Consider the following 21689-nt stretch of genomic DNA (forward strand, 5'->3'; position numbering starts at 1 on the left):
CTACACCACCATCAACTGATGATTCGCCAGTAAGGTGGCGAGGTCGGTATGCACGCCCGTCAGCGTGACCACGTTAGTTGTCGCAAAGCCGCCGCCCGTGCCGTCACGGTCGATCTGCACGATGGTGTCGCTGCCGCTCTGGGTGACTTTGACAAAATCACCGATGTTTCCGGCCTGGGCATCCAGCGTTGCCACACCGTTGACATAGCTGGCTTTGCCGTTTCCGGTGTAGCCGCTGCCCTGTAACAGTTCACGAATATCAATGCGATCGGTGTCGGCGGTGCCTTCCCAGGTGCCTACCGTAAAGCCATTCGCCACGTCCGAACCGTTGCCGCCGGTGGCGTCACTGGCGCTGAGCAGTTTATAGAGCAAGGTGTCATGGCCGCCGTTGCCGATGTTGAGCGTGTCGTTGCCGCCGCGCCCTTCCAGTTGGTTATCGCCGCTGCTGCCGGTCAGAGTGTCATTAAAATTCGAGCCGGAAATCCCTTCGATATTGGTAAATGTCGAGGTATTAAAACCGGTGGCCTGTGCGGTGGTAACGCTTAAGTTAGCGGTGACGCCCACCGTTGAGAGACGGAAATCGACCACGTCCATGCCGCCGTTCGCCAGCCAGGTTCCTGTGCCGGAACTGTACACCCAGCCGCCGGAACCGTCGTAGGTGTCGGTGCCTGCGGTGGCGAAGAAGGTGTCGTTATAGCCAGTGCCGACAAACTTGCCGTTGTTGCTCGCCGTACCCGCTTCAGCACTGAGGTCGTAAGCGTGAGTAGCATCGGTGGCCTGTAAGCCGCCCCAGCTGGTATTCACCGTCTGGTCGATATTGCTGGCGGTAGTGCCGGTGGATTTGATCAGCACCGCGTTGTAGGTTTCTCCCGCGTTAAGTCCGTAGAAGTTGACCAGCGCCGAGGTGTCGTTAACGCCCATTCCCGACTGCGGGTTGATGATTTGTGTCGCCACCAGCACACCCGCCGAGTTGTACAGCTTCACGGTATTGCCGTAATAGATGTTAATACCGTTGGGATCGGTGATACGCAGGTGCAGCGAGGTGCCGTAGCTCACCGTGTTAGTGTTACGGATCAGGAACACGCTGCCCGACTGTTTGGTTACCAGCACATCCACCGCGCCGTCCCAGTCGTAGTCCATTGCCGCCACGCCGCTGGTGGTGCCGCTCTGGCTGCCACCGAGTGCCGATTGTGTCCAGTTACTGGCGCTGCTGACGTTAGTATAAAGATACGACTGTCCGGTCTGGGCGATACGGGCGATGTCCATTAACCCGTCATGATCCCAGTCGACGGCCAGGCTGAATTGACTGGCGTAGGTGGTTGCCGTCGCGCCGACCGCCACCGGGCTACCCAGCACGCCGTTGGTGTTGAATAACAGCGAGCCGTAGTTAGCTCTTCCCTGGCTGGCGGGCAGGAAGAGATCCATATCGCCGTCACCATCGAAATCGGCCCATGTCATGGAAACGGATGTCGAGTTCCCCCCCGAGCCGGGACTACTGAGGAAAGTATTGACGGTGTTTTGTCCCCAGACGAAGGTGCCATTGCCCTGACTTATCAACGATGAGAGGGTGAAGTTGTTGTTCAGGTTGAAAGTGTGCTGAACCAGATCAATTCTGCCGTCATTATTGAGATCGACACCGGAACCTTCGTTGAGTGACAGATAACCGGTTACCGCCCCACCGACCGTAGCACTCCCCCCGTTATTAGCGGTGGTGGAGTTGCCTGTCAGGGTGCCGGCGTTGTTCCACAGGAAGGTATTAGAGTCCGGTCCACCGGCGTCGCCAATCCAGAAATCAAGATAACCGTCGCCCTCTTTATCGAACGCCACAATCGAGCCATACCACGTCAGGGTGCCAACGTTCACCTGGATGGCGCTGGAAAACGTACCATCGCCGTTATTGGTAAAGCCGTTGATATACCCCGTGCCGTAGTCATCGCGAGTAATAAACAGATCGCCCGTACCGTTACGGTTGTAATCGGCGATGGAGCTGGTGGCATAGTTGTTGCCACTTTGCACCAGCGTCAGGGCGGTTTTCGACCAGGTGAGCGGATCGGTGGATTGCATAATTTGCTGGTTGGCCAGCACTGTCCACATCCCGTGTGTGTCGAGGCCGTAGGTCAGCCCCCATGCGGTGGATTTGCTGGCGGTGGTCCAGGTCGGTGTGTAATCAATCGCTGCGTTAACCGTTACCGTGCCAGTGCTGACGTTGGCAGTGTTGCCGTTACCCGCCGAGCTTTTCACCTGCGCGGTGACGTTATAGGCGGTCGCAGACGCCGCCAGCGCGTCGGTATCCGGCAGTTGCACATACCAGGTGTTGTGCGCCGGATCGACCACCACCGCACCGCCCGGCTGCGAGGTGTAGGTTTTGCCGTTGATCACCACTTCAACATACTGCCCGCTGGCGAGTGCCGCGGTGAGTACGCCGCTGATAATCGGCGTGGTATCGCGCGTAGTTTGATTGGTGATTTGCGCAAGCGTCGTCGGAATTGAGGTATCGACCGTCAGAACAAAATCGCTGGAGGAGGTGATATTCCCCGCCAGATCCACCACACGCGCACTGTAGGTATAGGCACCGCTGACCAGACCACTGTCGCTGTAAGTCCAGTTCAGCGCGCCGACCATCGTTACCGCACCTAACAGCAGACCGTTACGGTAGAGGTAAACTACTTCACCGCTGGCAAGCGGCGCAGAGAGCACGCCAATGAGCAACGGCGTGGTGTCGTCGGTGGCCTGCGAATTGCTAAACGTCCCCTGCCGCTGCCCGACATCATCGGTATACGACACAATGGTCGGCGTGGCGGTGGGGTTAATCGTATCGACCACCACCGTTTTCGATACCACCGGGCCTGTATTTCCCGCCAGATCCAGCACCCGTACCTGATAAACGTAGCTGCCGTCGGTCAGCGTGCGGCTGTCAGTGTAAGTCCACTGCGTACCGTTGGTGGTGAGCGTGGTCCAGGTCGCGCCGCCATCGAGGCTAATCTGCGCCACTTCGCCGCTGGCAAGCCCCGCCCCCAGCGAACCGGTCAGCGTGAGCGTGGTATCGCTGGTGATAAAGTCGGTGGCCGAACTCCCCGTATCGGTGCTGATGCTGGCGATGGTGAGCACCTGCGCCGGGTTAACGGTGTCAATCTGCGCCGACTGGCTGCCGGTTGCGCCAACGTTGCCCGCTAAATCAACCACCCGCACCTGCCAGGTGGTGGTGCCGTTGGTCAGCGTACGCCCGTCCACATATGTCCAGTTCAGACCGTCTGCGGCAACGGTCACGTTCACCCAGGTTGCGCCGTTGTCGGTACTGATTTGCGCGAACTCATTAGCGCCGAGCGCCGCGCCCAGCACGCCGCGCACGGTAAGCGTGGTGTCGCTGGTAATAAAATCGCTGCTGCTGGCTCCGGTGTCATCGCTGATACCGGTAATAGTGATGCTTTTCGCCGCTTCCGGGCCGGTAGTGTCGACCACCACATTTTGCGTCGCGGTCTGCCCGACATTCCCCGCCAGATCCACCACCCGCACCGTGTAGTTCCATGTGCCGTCGGTGAGCGTGCGACCATCGGCATAGCTCCAGCTGGTGCCGTTAACGGTTAAAGTGGCCCAGGTAACGCCACCATCAAGGCTGATTTGCGCCCGTTCATCTGCCGCCAGCGCCGCGCCGAGCGTCCCGCGCACGGTCAGCGTAGTGTCACGGGTGACAAAATCGCTGCTGCTTAAACCGGTGTCATCGCTGATGCCCGCAATGGTGATGGTTTTGCTCGCCAGCGGCGCGGTGGTGTCCACGGTGACTATCTGGCTGGCGGTCGCGCCGATATTTCCGGCGGTGTCGATCACCCGTACCTGATAGTTGTAGTTACCGTCGGTCAGCGTGCGCCCGTCAAGATAAGTCCAGGTTAATCCATTTACCGCCAGATTCTGCCAGGTGGTGCCGCCATCGATACTGATTTGCGCGGACTCACCAGCAGAGAGCGCCGCGCCGAGCGTACCACTCACCGCAAGCGTCGTGTCGCTGGTGACAAAATCATTAGTAATCAGACCTGTATCGGTGGTGATCGCGCTAATGGTGATGGTTTTCACCGCGGGATCTGGCGCAGTAGTGTCGATCACCACATTCTGGCTATCAGTCGCCCCGACGTTGCCCGCCGTATCAATCACCCGCACCTGATAGAGATAGTTACCATCGGTCAGCGTGCGGCTGTCGTTATAGCGCCAGGTCGTGCCAGTAACGGTAAGCGTGCTCCAGGTTACACCGCCGTCGATACTGATTTGCGCCGTCTCGTTACTGGCAAGCGCGGCGGTGAGTGAGCCGTTGACCACCACCGGGCTGACGCTGGTGATAAAGTCGCTGGCGCTAAGGCCAGTGTCGGCTTGCAGGGAATCAATATTAATGCCCATCGCCGGGGCGCTGAGATCGACGGTAATGGTGTGATTGCTGCTACCGATGTTGCCAATGGCGTTGCTCACCGAAGCGTTAATCACATAGGCATTGCCGTCCGCCAGCGCGGTGACATCGGCGCTGCCGAGGGTGTAGCTCCAGCTACCGCCGGTCTGCACCGTAGTGGTGTAGGTTTTACCGTTTAAGGTCAGAGTCAGCGTCTGCCCGACTGGGGCGGTGGTGGTGCCGCTGATCACCAAAGACGCGCCGTGTTCCGCCGCGTTCACTACATCATCGCCCGCAAAGGTGTTGATGGTGACGGTTGGCACGTCGCCATTGAGGGTCACGCCACGGCTGGCGCTGCCGGCGTTTCCGGCCTGATCGCTGACCGTCGCGCTGATGGTGTAGCTGCCGTCGCTTAATCCGGAAAACTGCTGCGCCGGAATAAATACCGACCAGCTTCCGCCGCTGCCAACCGTTGCGGTCCAGGTTTGCCCGTTAAAGGTAACAGTGATCGTCTGACCCACTTCGGCGGTGGTGGTGCCGCTGATGGTCTGCCCGGCAAGCTGCTCGGCGTTGTTGATAATATCGTCACCCGCCACGGTGGCGATGGTGACCGTTGGCGCAACGGTATCGACGGTCAGGGCGTGCGTGGTTTGACCGGGGTTACCGGCGCGATCGTTCACGCTGGCGGTAATGTTCTGCGCGCCCTGCCCCAGCGCTGCCAGATCCGCCGCAGGCACGTTCAGCGCCCAGGTGCCATTGGCGGCTACCGTGGCGGTATAGGTTTTGCCACCAAAGGTGACAGTGACCGTCTGCCCCACTTCCGCGCTGGTCGAGCCATTAAGGGTTAACGGCTGCTGCTGTTCGGCGGCGTTGAGTCGATCGTCCGTCGAAACGGTGTTGATGCTGATAACCGGCGCAGTGAGATCTACCGCCACGCTGCGTGAGGCCGTGGCGCTGTTTCCTGCGCTGTCCTGGGCGGAGGCGCTAACCGTGTAGCTGGTGCCATCCGCAAGTACCGCGACGTCTGCCGCCGACACATTCACGCTCCAGCTCCCGTTGTTCTGAATGGTGGCGCTGTAGCCTTTACCATTAAGTAACACGGTCACCACCGTACCTGCGGCAAAGTTCGTTCCGGTGCCGCTCAGGGTCAGCGCACTGCCTGCTTCGGCGGCGTTAATAATATTATCGCCACTGATGGTGCTGACTGAGAGCGACACCACCGCCGTATTGACCTGCACGTTGTGCGTCTGCGTGCTGCTGTTGCCTGCGCTGTCGGTGATGGTGGCGCTGATGATCACCGTGCCGTCTGCAAGGCCGGAAACCACGTTGGCTGGCACGCCAACGCTCCAGTTGCCGCTGGCATCGGTGCTGGTGACATACTGCTGCCCGGCGATGGTCACCACCAGGCGATCACCCGCCACCGCGCCCGTGGCGGTGCCGCTGATAATCTGCGCCTGAGCGTGTTCGACGTTATTAATCACATCATCACCCGCCACGGTGTTGAAGCTGATGACGGGCGCGGTGGTATCGACGGTGACGCCTTTGCTGGCGCTGCCAGGGTTACCCGCCAGATCGCTGACCGTAGCGGTCAGGGTGTAGCCGTTATTGGCAAGTGCGGTTAAGTCACTGGCAGGCAGCGTTAAGCTCCAGCTGCCGTCTGCCTGCACCGTGGTCTGGTAGTTAGTGCCGTTTAGCGTGACGGTGAGCGTTTGCCCGGTTTCCGCCGTGCTGGTGCCGGAAACCGTCACGCCCGCCGCCGCTTCGCTGGCGTTGATGATGTTATCGCTGGCAATGGTGTTGATGGTCACCGTTGGCGCGGCGCTATCGACGCTGTATTCATGCGTTGTCGTGGCGCTGTTGCCGTTGACGTTAGTCACCCGCACCTGGGCGCTGGCATCGCCGTCACGCAGAGCCGCCAAATCCGCAGTCGGAACGGTGGTGCTCCAGCTACCGTTTGCCGCCACCGTGGTGGTGTAAGTTTTGCCGCCAAAAGTAAGGGTAACGGTTTGCCCCGCTTCGACGCCGGATGTGCTACCGGAGAGCGTTAGCGCCGCACCTTTTTCAGTGGCATTAATCACATCATCGCTGGTGATGCTGTTCATGCTGATAGCGACGGTAGTGAGATCAACGGTCAGCGGATGGGTAATGCTGGTTTGCGTTCCGGCACTGTTCGCGCCGCTAACGCTAATATTCAGCGTTCCCGCAGGCCAGTTACTGACATCCGCCGCCGGAATGCCGACGCTCCAGGTGCCGTTCGCCAACACCGTGGCGGCATAAGTTTGGTTATTTATCACCACGGTCAACGCCGTCCCTGGCGCAAAGCCGGAGCTGCTCCCGGTAATCACCTGCGCCTGAGCGTGTTCGATGATATTGACCACATCATCGCCCGCGACGGTATCTACCCGCAGACCGGGCAGACTGGCATCGATGGTGATATCACGCGTGCTGCTGCCGGTATTGCCAACGGCGTTGGTCACCGAGGCATTAACCGTTAATTCACCGTTACCTAACGCCTGCCAGTCGGCGGCAGGTACGCTCACATTCCAGCTTAAATCAGCCTGCACGGTGGCGGTGTAAGTTTTACCGCCCAGTTCAACGGTGACGGTGCTGCCCGCCGCCGCCCCGGTTACCTGGCCGCTGATGGTTTGCGCGCTGCCCGCCTCTGAAGCGTTGATAATATCGTCCGTCGCCACCGGATTGATGGTGACGCCCGGCAGCGCGGTATTGACCTGTACGTTATGGCTGGCGGTGCTGCTGTTGCCCTGAGCGTTGGTAACGCTCGCCGTGACGCTGTAGGTGGCTTCGCCAAGCGCACTGACCGCCGAGGCAGGCACGGTGACGCTCCAGTTGCCGGAGGCATCGGTGGTGGCGCCGTAGTTTTGTCCGTTCAGGGTGACGGTGATCGCCGTGCCCGCAGGCTGATCGCTGGTGCCGGAAAGCGCCAGATTCGATCCTTTTTCCGTCGTGTTGATCACGTCATCGCCCGCGATGGTGTTGATGCTAATCGCTGGCGCGGTGAGGTTAACGGTGACGGTTCGGCTGGCGTCGTCGCTGTTGCCCGCCCGATCGCTGACGCTGGCGGTGATGGTCTGTGCGCCGCTACTGAGTGCCGTAACATCCGCCGCCGGTACGCCGACGCTCCAGTTGCCGGAGGCATCCAGCGTCGTGGTGTAGGTTTTGCCATTGAGCACAACGCTCACCACATCGCCCGCTTCCCCGCCCGTACTGGTACCGGAGATCACCAACGCCTGGGCGTGTTCGGCGTCGTTAAGGATGTCATCGCCCGCCACGGTGTTAATGGTGAGAACCGGCGCGGTGGTGTCTATCGCCAGATTATGGCTGGCGCTGCCGGGGTTGCCCGCTTTGTCGTTGACCGTGGCGCTGATGGTGTAATTGCTTGCAGTCAGAGCGCCCAGGGCTGAAGTGGGAACGCTGACGCTCCAGCTACCGTCCGCCTGTACATTGCCGGTGTAGGTTGCGCCGTTAAGAGTGACGGTGACCGTCTGCCCGGTTTCGGCGGTGCTGGTGCCGCTGATGGTGAGCGGGTTTCCCGCCTCCGTGGCGTTAAGAATATCGTCGCTGGCGATGATGTTAATGGTGAGCGTCGGTGCGCTGGCGTCAATGCTGTACGCATGAGTTGCCGACGCGCTGTTGCCGCTCGCACTGCTGACACTGGCCTGCACGGTCGCCGCGCCGTCTGGCAGGCTTGCCAAATCCGCCGCCGGAACGTTTACGCTCCAGCTTCCGTTGGCGGCGACGCTGGCGGTGTAGGTTTTGCCGCCAAAAGTGACGGTAACGGTTTGCCCACTTTCAATTCCGCTGGTGCTGCCAGAAAGGGTCAGATTAGTGCCTTTTTCGGCGGCGTTAATCACGTCGTCGCTGGCAACGGTGTTGATGCTGATTGCCACCGCCGTTAAATCGACGGTGAACGGATGGCTGACGCTGACCGGGTTTCCGGCGCTGCTCTGGCCTGTCACTTCAACGGTTAACGGCCCCGCAGGCCATGCGCTGACGTTTGCCGCCGGAATGCCGACGCTCCAGCTCCCGTCTGCCTGTACCGTGGCAGAATAAGCCACACTGTTGATGGTAACCGTCAGCACAGCACCTGCATTCAGGCCACTACTGCCACCAGTGATCACCAGTGCCTGACCATGCTCGATGCTGTTGACGATATCATCGCCCGCCACGGTATCCACGCGCAGCCCCGGCAGGTTGGCATCAATGGTGATATCCCGCGTGCCGCTACCGGTGTTGCCATTCGCGTTGGTGACCGAGGCGGTAATGATCAAATCACCATTTCCCAACGCCTGGAGATCGGCTGCCGGAACGGTGACGTTCCAGCTTAAGTTGCCCTGTACCGTAGCGGTGTAAGTGTTGCCGCCCAGCGTCACGGTGACTGTATCGCCTGCGGCGGCGCGGGTCACCACCCCGCTGATGGTTTGATCGCCCCCGGCTTCGGCGGCGTTGATAATATCGTCGCCTGCCACGGGGTTGATGGTGACGCCCGGCAGGCCGCTATCGACCAGTAAATTCGCCTGGCTGCTGGCGGTGTTGCCCGCCGCACTGGTGGCACTGGCGCTGACGGTATAGTTGGCCTGGCCTAATGCCGCCAGATCGCTGACAGGCACGGTTAAGGTCCAGTTGCCTGCTGCGTCGGTGGTGGCGCTGTAATTGTGACCGTTGAGCGTGACGGTAACCTGTGCGCCTGTCGCCAGCCCCGTACTGCTACCGCTAATGGTCAACGGCTGGCCTTTTTCATCGGCGTTCAGGACGTTATCGCTGCTGATGGCGTTAAAGGTAATGGTCGGCAGCCCGGTATTGACCATCACCTGATGGGTGGCGCTGCCGCTGTTTCCGGCGGCGTCAGTGACGCTGGCGTTAATGGTCACCGTGCCGTTTGCCAGTGCCGAGACAACGCTTGCCGGGACACCGACGCTCCAGTTGCCGCTGGCATCCAGCACCGTGGTGAAGATGCTGCTGCCGATAGTCACCGTGACGGTACTACCGGTTGCCGCGCCAGTGGCGGAACCGCTAATGATCTGCGCCTGGGCGTGTTCCGTCGCGTTGATCACATCATCGCCTGCCACCGTGTTGATGGTGACGACCGGAACGGAAGTATCCACCGTCAGGTTGTGATTAGCTGAAGACGGGTTTCCGGCTTTGTCGCTCACCGCCGCGCTGACGGTGTAGTTGCTGGCGGTTAGGGCGCTTAAGTCGGCTGGCGGTACGCTGATACTCCAGCTGCCGTCCGTTTGTACCGTGCCAGTATAGTTTGCGCCATTGAGCGTGACGGTCACCGTCTGCCCGGCTTCCGCCGTGCTGCTGCCGGTGATGGTCAGCGCCGCACCCGCTTCGGCGGCGTTAAGAATATCGTCGCCCGCAATGGTGTTAATGGTCACCGTTGGCGCGGTGGCATCGACGCTGTAAGCGTGGGTAGTGGTGGCACTGTTGCCGTTAACGTTGCTGACGCTGGCCTGCGCGCTGGCATCACCATCACGCAGGGCTGCCATATCCGCCGCCGGAACCGTGGTGCTCCAGGAACCATTCGCCGCGACGCTTGCCGTGTAGGTTTTGCCGCCAAAGGTCACGGTGACCGTTTGTCCGGCTTCGACGCCGGAAGTGCTGCCGGAGAGCGTTAACGCCGCGCCTTTCTCAGCGGCGTTAATCACATCATCGGCGGTAATGGCGTTGATGCTGACCGCCACCGCCGAGAGATCGACAGTCACCGGATGCGTAACGCTGACCGGGTTTCCGGCTGTAGTGCTGCCGCTCGCCGTAATCGTCAGCGCCCCCGCAGGCCAGGCGCTGACATCCACCGCCGGAACGCCGACGCTCCAGGTGCCATCCGCCAGCACTGCCGCAACATAGGTTTGCCCGTTAATGGTCAGCGTGACATTGCTGCCCACCGCCAGCCCAGAGCTGCTGCCGGTAATCACCAGCGCCTGACCGTGCTCGATAATGTTGACCACATCATCGCCCGCCACGGTATCGACCCGCAGACCGGGGAGATTCGCGTCTATGGTGATTTCGCGCGTGCCGTTACCGGTATTGCCTACGCTGTTCGTTACCGAAGCCGAAATGGTCAGCTCTCCGTTGCCCAACGCCTGTAACGCCGAAGCCGGAACATCGACACTCCAGCTTAAGTCTGCCTGTACCGTAGCGGTGTAAGTCGCCCCGCCTAGCGTCACAGTCACCGTGTCGCCCGCCGCGGCCCTCGTGACCTGCCCGCTGATAGTTTGAGTTGCCCCCGCTTCGGCGGCGTTAATAATATCGTCCGTTGCCACAACGTTAATGGTGACGCCCGGTAGCGCGGTATTAACCTGCACGTTATGGCTGGCGGAACCGCTATTGCCATCAACATCGGTTGCGGCGGCAGTCACCGTATAAGTCGCTTCACCGAGCGTACCAACCGCAGACGCCTGAACAGTCACGCTCCAGTTCCCGGAAGCATCGGCAGTGGTGGTGTAATTTTGCCCGTTGAGCGTAACAGTTACCTGCGTGCCCGCAGGCTGGTTGCTGGTGCCGGAAATCGCCAGATCCGCGCCTTTCTCCGTGGCGTTGATGATGTCATCGACGGCGATGGTGTTAATGGCGAGTATCGGTGCACCGAGCGCCACGCTGACAGTGTGCGAGGCCGTGCCGCTGTTGCCTGCGGAGTCGGTGACCGTGGCGGTAATGGTTACATCACCCTGCGCCAGTGCGGAAATCACGCTGGCAGGCACACCGATGCTCCAGTTGCCGTTGGCGTCCAGCACGGTGGTGTAGGTGGTCGTGCCAATCGTCACGGAAACCGTGTTACCCGTCGTCGCGCCCGTTGCCGAGCCGCTGATAATCTGCGCCTGAGCATGTTCCGTGGCGTTAATGATGTCATCGCCCGCTACCGTGTTAATGGTGACGACCGGAGCGGCAAGATCCACCGTCAGGTTATGCGTTGCCGAGGTTGGGTTGCCCGCTTTGTCGCTGACCGCCGCGCTCACCGTATAGGGGCTGGCGGTAAGGTCGGCTAAATCGCCAGTTGGTACGCTGACGCTCCAGCTCCCGTCTGCCTGCACGTTGCCGCTGTAATTGACGCCGTTTAGCGTCACGGTCACTGTCTGCCCGGCTTCTGCGGTGCTGGTGCCGCTGATGGTCAGCGCCGATCCCGCTTCGGCGGCATTAAGAATATCGTCGCTGGCGATGGTGTTGATAGTAACGGAGGGCGCGGTGGCATCGACGCTATAAACATGCGTTGCCTGGGCGTTGTTACCCGCGACGTTGCTGACGCTGGCCTGGATGTTTGCTGCGCCATCCGGCAAGGTTGCGAGATCGGCTGCTGGGATCGTCAGCCCCCAGGTATTATCCGCGGCAACCGTGGTGGTGTAGCTTTTGCCACCGAAAATAACGGTAATAGTCTGCCCCGCTTCCACATCTGAGGTGGTGCCGGAAAGCTGCAAATCAGTGCCTTTCTCGGCGGCGTTTATCACATCGTCAGTGGAAAGGGTGTTGATGGTAATCGCCACGGCCGCAAGATCGACGGTGACCGGATGAGTAATGCTGGTTGTGGTTCCTGCGGTATTGGTGCCAGAGACGGCAATATTGACCGTCCCCGCAGGCCAGTTTGTGACATCTGCCGCCGGAACGCCGACGCTCCAGGTGCCATCGGCGAGTACCGTTGCGCCGTAGGTGACGCTATTGATAACCACCGTCAACGCCGCGCCCGCCGCCAGTCCGGTACTACTGCCGGTGACCACCAGTGCCTGAGTGTGCTCAATGCTGTTAATCACATCATCGCCTGCCACGGTATCAACCCGCAGACCTGGCAAGTTGGCATCTATCACGATATCGTGCGTCGCGGTGCCGATATTATTTGCGGAATTGGTCACCGAGGCGCTGATGGTCAGTTCACCGTTACCCAGCGCCTGCAAATCTGCCGCAGGCACGCTGACGCTCCAGCTTAAATCTGGCTGTACAGTGGTGGTGTATTGATTACCGCCGAGCGTGACAGTGACCGTATCTCCTGCTGCTGCCGTCCCCGTAACCAGACCGCTGAGGGTCTGGTTAACGGCGATTTCAGCGGCGTTGATAATGTCATCACCCGCCACAGTATTAATGATTACCCCTGGCAGGAGCGATTCGACATTCACCGTATGGGTAGTACTACCGCTGTTACCCGCGCTGTCGGTGGCGCTGGCGCTAATCGAATAAACCGCCTCGCCCAGTGCGCCGACCGCCGAAGCCGGCACGGTAACGCTCCAGTTGCCGGAGCCGTCGGTGGTGGCGCTGTACGCCAGGCCGTTCAACATCACAGTGACCGTAGTGCCTGCCACCAGGCCGCTGGAGACGCCGCTGATGATCAGATCCTGGGTTTTCTCCGCATTATTAATAATGTCATCACCGGAGACAGTGTTAATGGTCAGCGTCGGGCCACTGAGATCAACGGTCACATCGTGAGTCGTGCTGTCGCTGTTGCCCGCGCGATCGCTCAGGCTGGCGGTGATGGTCTGGCTACCGGTTGCCAGTGCCGTGACATCCGCCGCCGGAATACCCACACTCCAGTTACCGGAGGCGTCCAGCGTTGTGGTGTAGTTTTTACCGTTCAGCGTGACGGTCACCACATCGCCTGCCGCCGCGCCCGTACTGGTTCCGCTCACCACCAGCGCCTGCCCGTGTTCGATGGCGTTGATAATGTCATCGCCCGCGACGGTGTTAATGGTGAGATCCGGCGCGGTAACGTCCACCGCCAGTGCATGATCCGCGCTTGCCGGGTTGCCCGCTTTGTCGCTCACCGTGGCGGTCACGGTATAACTGCTGGCGGTTAATCCGCTTAAATTTGTCGCCGGAACGTTCACACTCCAGGTACCATCGGCCTGGACGGTAGTCTGGTACGTGTTGTTATTGAGCGTGACAGTCAGCGTCTGCCCGGCCTGCGCCGTGGTGGTGCCGCTGATGGTTATCCCCGCGCCCGCTTCACTCACGTTGAGAATATCGTCGCTGGCGATGGTGTTGATGGTCACAAGCGGCGCGGTGGCATCGACGCTGTACGCGCGATCGGCCTGGGCGCTGTTGCCGTTAATGTTGCTGACACTCGCCTGCACGTTGCCCGCGCCGTCCGGCAACGCAGCGAGATCGGCAGGCGGCACATTCACCGTCCAGCTACCGTTGGCTTCCACAGTGGTGGTGTAATTTTTGCCGCCAAAGGTGACGGTCACCGTCTGCCCGGCTTCTACACCGCTGGTACTGCCGCTCACCACCAGCGTTTCGCCTTTTTCGACGGCATTGATCACATCATCGCCGGAGAGAGTGTTAATGGTTATGGCGACCGCTGCCAGATCGACGGTAACCGGATGGGTAATGGTGGAGGTTGTTCCGGCGCTGTTGGTGCCGCTTACCGTAATATCCACCGTACCCGCAGGCCAGTTGCTGACGTCTGCCGCCGGAACGCCGAGGTTCCATGTACCGTCAGCTAACACCGTGGCAGCGTAAGTGACGTTGTTAATCACGACCGTTAATGCCGTTCCTGCCGTCAGCCCGGTGCTGCTACCTGTTATCACCAGCGCCTGATTGTGCTCAATGCTGTTAATAACATCATCGCCCGCTACGGTATCGACCCGCAAACCAGGCAGATTGGCGTCGATCGTGATATCCCGCGAGCCGCTGCCGGTATTACCAACGACATTGGTGACCGAGACGTTAACTGTCAGGTCGCCGTTACCCAGCGCCTGAATATCCGCCGCTGGAACGCTGACACTCCAGCTTAAATTAGCCTGCACCGTGGCGGTGTAGGTGTTGCCGCCCAGCGTGACGGTAACCGTATCCCCCTGCGCTGCGCCCGTCACCTGGCCGCTGATGGTTTGCGCACTGCCCGCTTCGGCGGCATTAATAATGTCATCGGTTGCCACTGCGTTAATGGTAACGCCAGGTAAGGCGCTGTTGACCAGCACATTATGGCTGGCGGAATTACTGTTGCCCGCGCTATCGGTGACGTTCGCGGTTACTGTGTAGTTAGCTTCACCCAACGCGCTAACCGCTGACGCTGGCACCGTGGCGCTCCAGTTGCCACTGCTATCGGTGGTAGCGGTGTAATTTTGCCCGTTCAGCGTCACCGTTATTGTGGTGCCTGCGGGCTGATTACTGGTGCCGGTGATTTGCAGATCCGCGCCTTTTTCCGTGGCGTTAATCACATTATCCGTGGCAATAGTATTGATACCAATGGTTGGCGAGGTCAGATTCACAGTGACCGTGCGGCTGGCGTCATCGCTGTTGCCTGCCGCGTCGGTAATGGTGGCAGTGACGGTTTGCGGGCCGCTGCCCAGCTCGGTGACATCTGCCGCCGGAACGCCGACGCTCCAGTTACCGGAGGCATCCAGCGTCGTGGTGTAGGTTTTACTGTTTAACGTGACGGTGATGATATCGCCCGCTTCGCCGCCAGTGCTGGAACCCGAGATCACCAGCGCCTGCCCGTGTTCGGCGGCATTAATAATGTCATCGCCGGAGACGGTGTTGATGGTCAGCACGGGAACAGTGAGATCCACCGCCAGACCGTGGGTGGCGGTCGCCGAATTACCTGCTTTATCGCTTACCGAGGCGCTGATCGTGTACGGGCTGGCAGTCAGATTGCTGAGATCCGCCGTCGGCACGCTGACGCTCCAGCTTCCGTCCGCCTGAACGGTGCCGATGTAAGCCACACCATTAAGCGTGACGGTTACCGTTTGCCCCGCTTCGGCGGTGCTGGTGCCGCTGATGGTTAACGGATTGCCCGCCTCAGCGGCGTTAAGAATATCGTCGGTGGCAATAGTGTTAATGGCAAGCGTCGGTGCCGTGGCATCGACGCTATAGGCGTGGGTTGCCGAAGCCGTGTTGCCGTTAATATTGCTGACACTGGCCTGTACCGTGGCGTCGCCGTCACGTAACGCGCTGAGATCGGCGGCGGGTACGGTGGTTGTCCAGCTGCCATCGCCCGCTACGGTAGCGGTATAGGTTTTGCCGCCAAAGGTGACGGTGACGGTTTGCCCCGCTTCCACGCCGGAAGTGCTGCCGGAAAGGGTTAAATCGGCCCCTTTTTCAGCGGCGTTAATCACATCGTCGCCGGAAACGGTGTTAATGGAGATCGCCACCGCCGCCAGATCGACGGTGACCGGATGGGTGATGGTGACCGGGTTTCCTGCGCTACTGGCGCCTGAAACCGTGATATCCACCGTCCCCGCAGGCCAGTTGCCCACATCTGCTGCCGGAACGCCAACGCTCCATGTGCCATCGGCTAATACTGTCGCAGCGTAAGTGACCGTGTTAATCACCACCGTCAGCGCCGCGCCCGCCGCCAGCCCGCTGCTGCTACCGGTTATCACCAGTGCCTGACCGTGCTCGATGCTGTTAACCACATCATCGCCCGCCACGGTATCAACGCGCAGACCTGGCAGATTGGCATCTATCACAATATCGCGCGCACCGCTGCCGGTATTACCCACGCCGTTGGTTACCGAGGCATTAACCGTCAGGTCGCCATTACCAATAGCCTGAATATCCGCTGCCAGAACGTCCACGCTCCAGCTTAAATTGCCCCGCACAGTAGCGGTGTAGGTTTTCCCGCCAAGCGTCACGGTAACCGTATCGCCCGCCGCCGCGCCCGTCACCTGGCCGCTGATGGTCTGCGCCACGCCCGATTCCGCCGCGTTAATAATATCGTCGGTCGCCACCGGATTAATGGTGACACCCGGCAGCGCGGTATTCACCTCCACGTTATGGCTGGCGGAATTGCTGTTGCCCGCGCTGTCGGTGACGTTCGCCGTCACCGTGTAACTGGCTTCGCCCAGCGCACCGACGGCAGAGGCTGGCACCGTGGTGCTCCAGTTGCCTGCGGCGTCCGTCGTGGCGGAGTAATTTTGCCCGTTAAGCGTCATCGTAATTTTGGTGCCTGCGGGCTGATTACTGGTGCCGGAAATTTGCAGATCCGCGCCTTTTTCCGTGGCATTAATCACATCATCGCTGGCAATGGGGTTGATGCCAATGGTCGGCGCGGTAAGGTTAACGGTGACCGTGTGCGTCTCGTTGTCGCTGTTGCCAGCCACATCGGTAACGGTCGCCGTCACGGTTTGCGGGCCACTGCCCAGCGCAGAGACATCCGCAGCCGGAACGCCGACGCTCCAGTTGCCGGAAGCATCCAGCGTCGTGGTGTAGGTTTTACTGTTTAGCGTGACGGTGACGACATCGCCCGCTTCTCCGCCGGTGCTGGAACCGGAAATCACCAGCGCCTGCCCGTGTTCGGCGGCGTTAATAATATCATCGCCCGCAATGGTGTTAATGGTCAGTACCGGAACGGTGAGATCCACCGCCAGATTATGCGTGGTGCTCGCCGGGTTGCCCGCTTTGTCATTGACCGTCGCCGTCAGGGTATGGCTGCCATCGGTCAGAGCGGCAAGATCTGCCGCCGGAATATTAATACTCCAGCTGCCGTCGGCCTGTACCGTTGCCTGATAGGTCTGCACAGTTGGGCTGTTAAGCGTTACCGTAACAATCTGCCCCGCTTCAGCGGTGGTGCTGCCGCTCACCGTCACGCCCGTATCGGCTTCGCTGGCGTTAACGATATTGTCGCTGGCGACGGTATTGATAATGATGGTTGGCGCGCTGCTATCGACGCTGTAGTTATGCACCGCCGAGGCGCTATTGCCATTGATATTGCTGACGCTGGCCTGCGCGGAGGCGCTACCCTCAGGTAATGCTGCCAGATCGGCGGCAGGAACGGTGGCAGTCCAGCTATCATCGCTCGCCACGCTGGCGGTGTAATTTTTCCCGCCAAAGGTGACGGTGACGGTTTGACCGGGTTCTACATTCGTGGTGGTGCCGGAAAGGGTTAAATCAGCGCCTTTTTCTGCGGCGTTAATCACGTCGTCCGTAGCGATGGTGTTGATGGTGATCGCCGCTGGCGTGAGATCGACCGTTACCGGATGCGTAATGCTTATCGGATTTCCGGCGCTACTTTCCCCGGACACAGTAACCGTCACTGTTCCCGCAGGCCAGGCGCTAACCTGCGCCGCCGTGACGCCCACGCTCCAGCCACCATCGGCCTGCACCGCAGTGGTGTATTCCACATTGTTAATCGTAACGGTAAGCGGCGTGCCTTCTGCCAGCCCCGAGCTGCTGCCGGTGACCACCAGCGCCTGCCCGTGTTCGATGATATTCACCACATCATCGCCCGCTACCGTATCGACCCGCAGACCGGGCAGATTGGCGTCGATGGTGATATCCCGCGTGCCGCTGCCGGTGTTGCCGTTTTGATTGGTGACCGAGGCGCTCACCGTTAAATCACCATTACCCAGCGCCTGAATACCCGCCGCCGGAACGCTCACGCTCCAGCTTAAATTGGCCTGCACGGTGGCGGTGTAAGTATTACCGCCCAGCGTAACGGTTACCGTGTCGCCAACGGCAGCTCCGGTAACCTGCCCGCTGATGGTTTGCGCAGCACCCGCTTCGGCGGCGTTAATAATATCGTCGGTTGCCACCGGGTTAATGGTCACGCCGGGCAGCGCGCTGTCGACCAGCACGTTATGGCTGGCGGTGTTGCTGTTGCCGATATTACTCGTCACCGCCGCCGTTACCGTGTAGTTGGCCTGGCCCAGTGCGGTTACCGCCGATGCCGGAACGGTGACGCTCCAGTTGCCGGAGGCGTCGGTCGTGGTGGTGTAATTTTGCCCGTTCAGCGTCACGGTGATGGTGGTATTAACAGGCTGATCGCTGGTGCCGGTGATCTGGAGATCGGCTCCTTTTTCGCTGGCGTTGATCACATCATCGCCCGCAATGCTGTTAATGCCAATCACCGGCGCGGCGGTATCAACCGTGACGGTCAGTGACTGGCTACCCGTATTTCCGGCGCGATCAGTCACTGAAACGTTGATCGGATAACTGCCGTCCACCAGTCCGCTGACAACGGAGGCCGGAACGCCCAGACTCCAGTTGCCGGAAGCATCCACCACCGTGGTGTAATCCACATCATTCAGCGTAACGGTGACAATATCGCCCGCCTGCGCGCCGGTGACCGTGCCGCTGATAATTTGCGCCTGAGTGTGTTCCGGCGTGTTAATGACGTTATCGGTTGCCACCGGATTAATATTCACCACGGGCGGCGTGGCATCGACCAGCGCCACTCGTGAGACGCTGGTCGGGTTACCAGCGATATCGTTCACGCTGGCGGTCACCGTGGCGTTGCCGTCAGCCAGTGCGCCAACGTTGGCGGCGGGAACGGTCACGCTCCAGGTGCCGTCTGGCTGCACGACGCCCTGATAGGTTTGCCCATTCAGTGTAACGGTCACCGTCTGCCCCGGCTGGGCGTCAGTGGTGCCAGTGATGGGAAGATCCTGCCCGCTTTCGGCGGCGTTGATGATGTTATCAGCCGTCAGCGAGTCGATGCTTAAGGCCGGGGCCTGGCTGTCGACGGTAATGGTACGGGAGGTGTCGCCTGTGTTACCGCTGATATTAGTGACGGTCGCAGTGATTTCCGCCGCACCGTCTGCCAGGCTACTCACCGCGCTGGCGGGAACGGTCAGGCTCCAGCCGCCACCTGCCTGAACGGTAGTGGTAAAGGTCTGCCCGGCGAATTTCACTACTACGGTTTGCCCAGTTTCCACCAGCTGCGTGGTACCGGTCAGCGTCAATGGCGCGCCTTTTTCTGCGGCATTGATAATGTCATCGCCGGAGACGGTATTGATGGTAATAAGCACCGCGCCCGGATTAACCTCCACGTTGCGATCGATAGTAACCGGGTTCCCGGCAGGGTCCGTTGCGCTGGCATTAACCACTATCGTACCCGGCGTCAGTGCCTGTAGATCTGCCGCAGGCACGCCTACCTGCCAGTTGCCGTTGCTGTCGGTCACCCCCTGGTAGGTGTTGCCGCCGAGCAAAACAGTGACCACTCTTCCGGCGGGCAAATTAGTACTGCTACCGGTGATAATCAGGTTTTGCTGCTGCTCAACGGCATTGATCACATCATCGCCCGCGATGGTGTCAATGCGCAGCCCCGGCAGCCCGGCGCTGATGGTGATATCAAGCGCACTGCTACCCGTATTGCCATGTACGGTAGTAACCGAAGCATTAATGGTTAACGCACCATCGCCCAGCGCCTGTAAATCTGCCGCCGGAACGTTCACGCTCCAGGTGAGATTGCTGCCCACCGTCGCCGTGTAAGTATTGCCGCCCAGTTCAATAGTGACCGTATCGCCCTGCGCGGCGCCCACGACGACGCCACTCAGGGTTTGATCTGCTCCCGCTTCGGCGTTGTTGACAATGTTGTCGCCCGCAAAGGTGTTGATGATCACCTGCGGCAGCACCGTATCGACCAGCAAATTGCTCTGCGCGGTGCCAGTGTTGCCGGTCACATCGGTGGCGCTGGCAGTGACGGTGTAATTGGTGTTCGCAAGATTAACAACATCACTCACCGGAACGCTCAGCGACCAGACGCCGCCGCTGACCTGAGCGCTATACGTGACATTATTCAACGTCACGCTAACTGTACCGCCATCGGGCAAATTGCTGGTGCCGCTTAACGTTAGCGGCTGCTGAGACTCCAGCTCATTCAGTACGTTATCTCCGCTGATCGCATCTATCGCGACTTGCGGCGCGACGCCCGCCAGGGTGATGTTATGAGTCGCTGTACCGGTATTTCCGGCGGCATCGGTCACCGTGACGATAATATCGTTAGGGCCACGCGCTAAAGTGCGAGTTACCGCCGGATCAAGCGCCACATTCCAGCTACCGTCTGCCTGCACCACGCCGGACAGAACTGTGGCGCCTAACTTGACGGTGACCGTGTCGCCAGGGGAAGCCCCACTGACCCGCCCGGAAATAATCTGCGCCACAATCTGTTCGGCGGTATTAAGAATATCGTCACCCGCAACGGTGTTAACGCTGACCACGGGTGCTGAGGTGTCTACCGTGAAATTCGCGCTGTTGCTGGTGGTGTTCCCTGCCCGATCGCTGACACTGGCATTGACAGCGTAGTTCCCCTCCGCCAGTGCCTGGACCTCCGTGGCAGGCAGCGTCACTTGCCAGGTTCCGTCGCTACCGACGGTTGCTGAATGGCTTTTCCCGTTAACGGTCAGTGTTACGGTTTGCCCGGCTTCTGCGTTCGAAGTGCCGCTCACTACCAGCGCGGCGTTATGTTCTGAGGCGCTGACAATGTTGTCCTGAGCGATGGTGTTGATAGCAAGTGTTGGCGGCTGGGTATCGACCGTTAGCAGCTGCGCTCCAGTGACCGTATTGCCCGTGGCATCTTTCCCACTGACCAGCACCGCCTGATTCCCTTCGCCTAACGCTTGCGCGTCGGCGGTCGGCACCTGCACGCTCCACGCGCCGTTAGCGCCTACGCTGGTGGTGTAGGTTTTGCCGTTTAGCGTGACGGTGAGTTCCGTTCCCTGCGCCAGGTTGCTCGTCGTGCCAGAAAGCGTAAACCCGGCGGCCTGTTCGCTGGCGTTAATGATGTTATCGCCTGCGGTGGTGGCGAGCTGTACGGCGGCCTGACTATTGTCGATGGTTAACGTTATCGACCCGGCGTTGGTAATGGTGCTCCCAACAATTTGCACCACCGACCAGGTGTGTTCGCCCGCACTTTGCGTAGGCAAATCGACGCTCCAGCGCCCGTTGCTGTCTACCTGAGTGCTGGCGATAGTATTGCCGTTACTGTCTTTGATCTGAATGGTCGCCCCCGCCTGACCGCTGCCGCTAAAGGTTGGCGTGGTGTCATCGGTGATATCGTTGGCGGAAAGAATACCGCGTTGATCGCCCTGATTATCGGTGACTAAAAACGATGGAGTGGCATTGCCGGGTTCGGCTGGCGGAGGGTTGTTAACCACTTCAGTTTTTGAGTCATCATCACCACCGCTTGCCAGTAAAGCGCCAAGCGCGCCACCACCTACCGCGGCACCCGCTAACCATCCCCACGGGAAGGCGCTGGTCTGAGCGACGGTATCAAGATACGGCGCAATACTTTCAATCGCGGTAGTCTGGGCGCTCAGTTCAACGGGCGCTAAGCCACCGGCGGCGGTATCGGCAAAGGTGACATGAGTCAGCTGTTGACCATCGGCAAACACCAGTTGAGATTGTTCGCTGGTATTTGCCGCTTGCAGGAAATAACCGTTGCAGCGGATCACCGTGCCGTCTTGCATATAGATCAACAGGTCATTTCCGTCACGGACATAACGCACAACGGCAGATGCCTGAGCATGAACCTGCACTACAGAGGGCTCATAAATGACAACCGTAACGTCGCCTGGATTAATCAGCGTTTGTTTGACGGATGTTTTTCGCGAAATAACATCAATAATCAGGCTCATAATGGCATTCCTGATAAATG

At 59.9% G+C, this 21689-nt stretch carries 1 protein-coding gene; it reads right to left on the reverse strand.

The annotated features are described in order from the left end of the window. Positions 1 to 21669 (reverse strand): BapA-related adhesin SiiEA, encoded by a 21669-nt coding sequence (siiEA, locus tag BEB42_RS07565; RefSeq protein WP_105267260.1) that lies wholly within the window; start codon positions 21667 to 21669, stop codon positions 1 to 3. Positions 21670 to 21689 lie beyond the last annotated feature (20 nt).

This window comes from Escherichia sp. MOD1-EC5990, assembly GCF_002965285.1.
Taxonomy (GTDB): domain Bacteria; phylum Pseudomonadota; class Gammaproteobacteria; order Enterobacterales; family Enterobacteriaceae; genus Escherichia; species Escherichia coli_F.

Bases quoted from the DNA above. Each gene is read 5' to 3' on its own strand.
- siiEA (WP_105267260.1), bottom strand. From the start codon at position 21,669: ATGAGCCTGATTATTGATGTTATTTCGCGAAAAACATCCGTCAAACAA.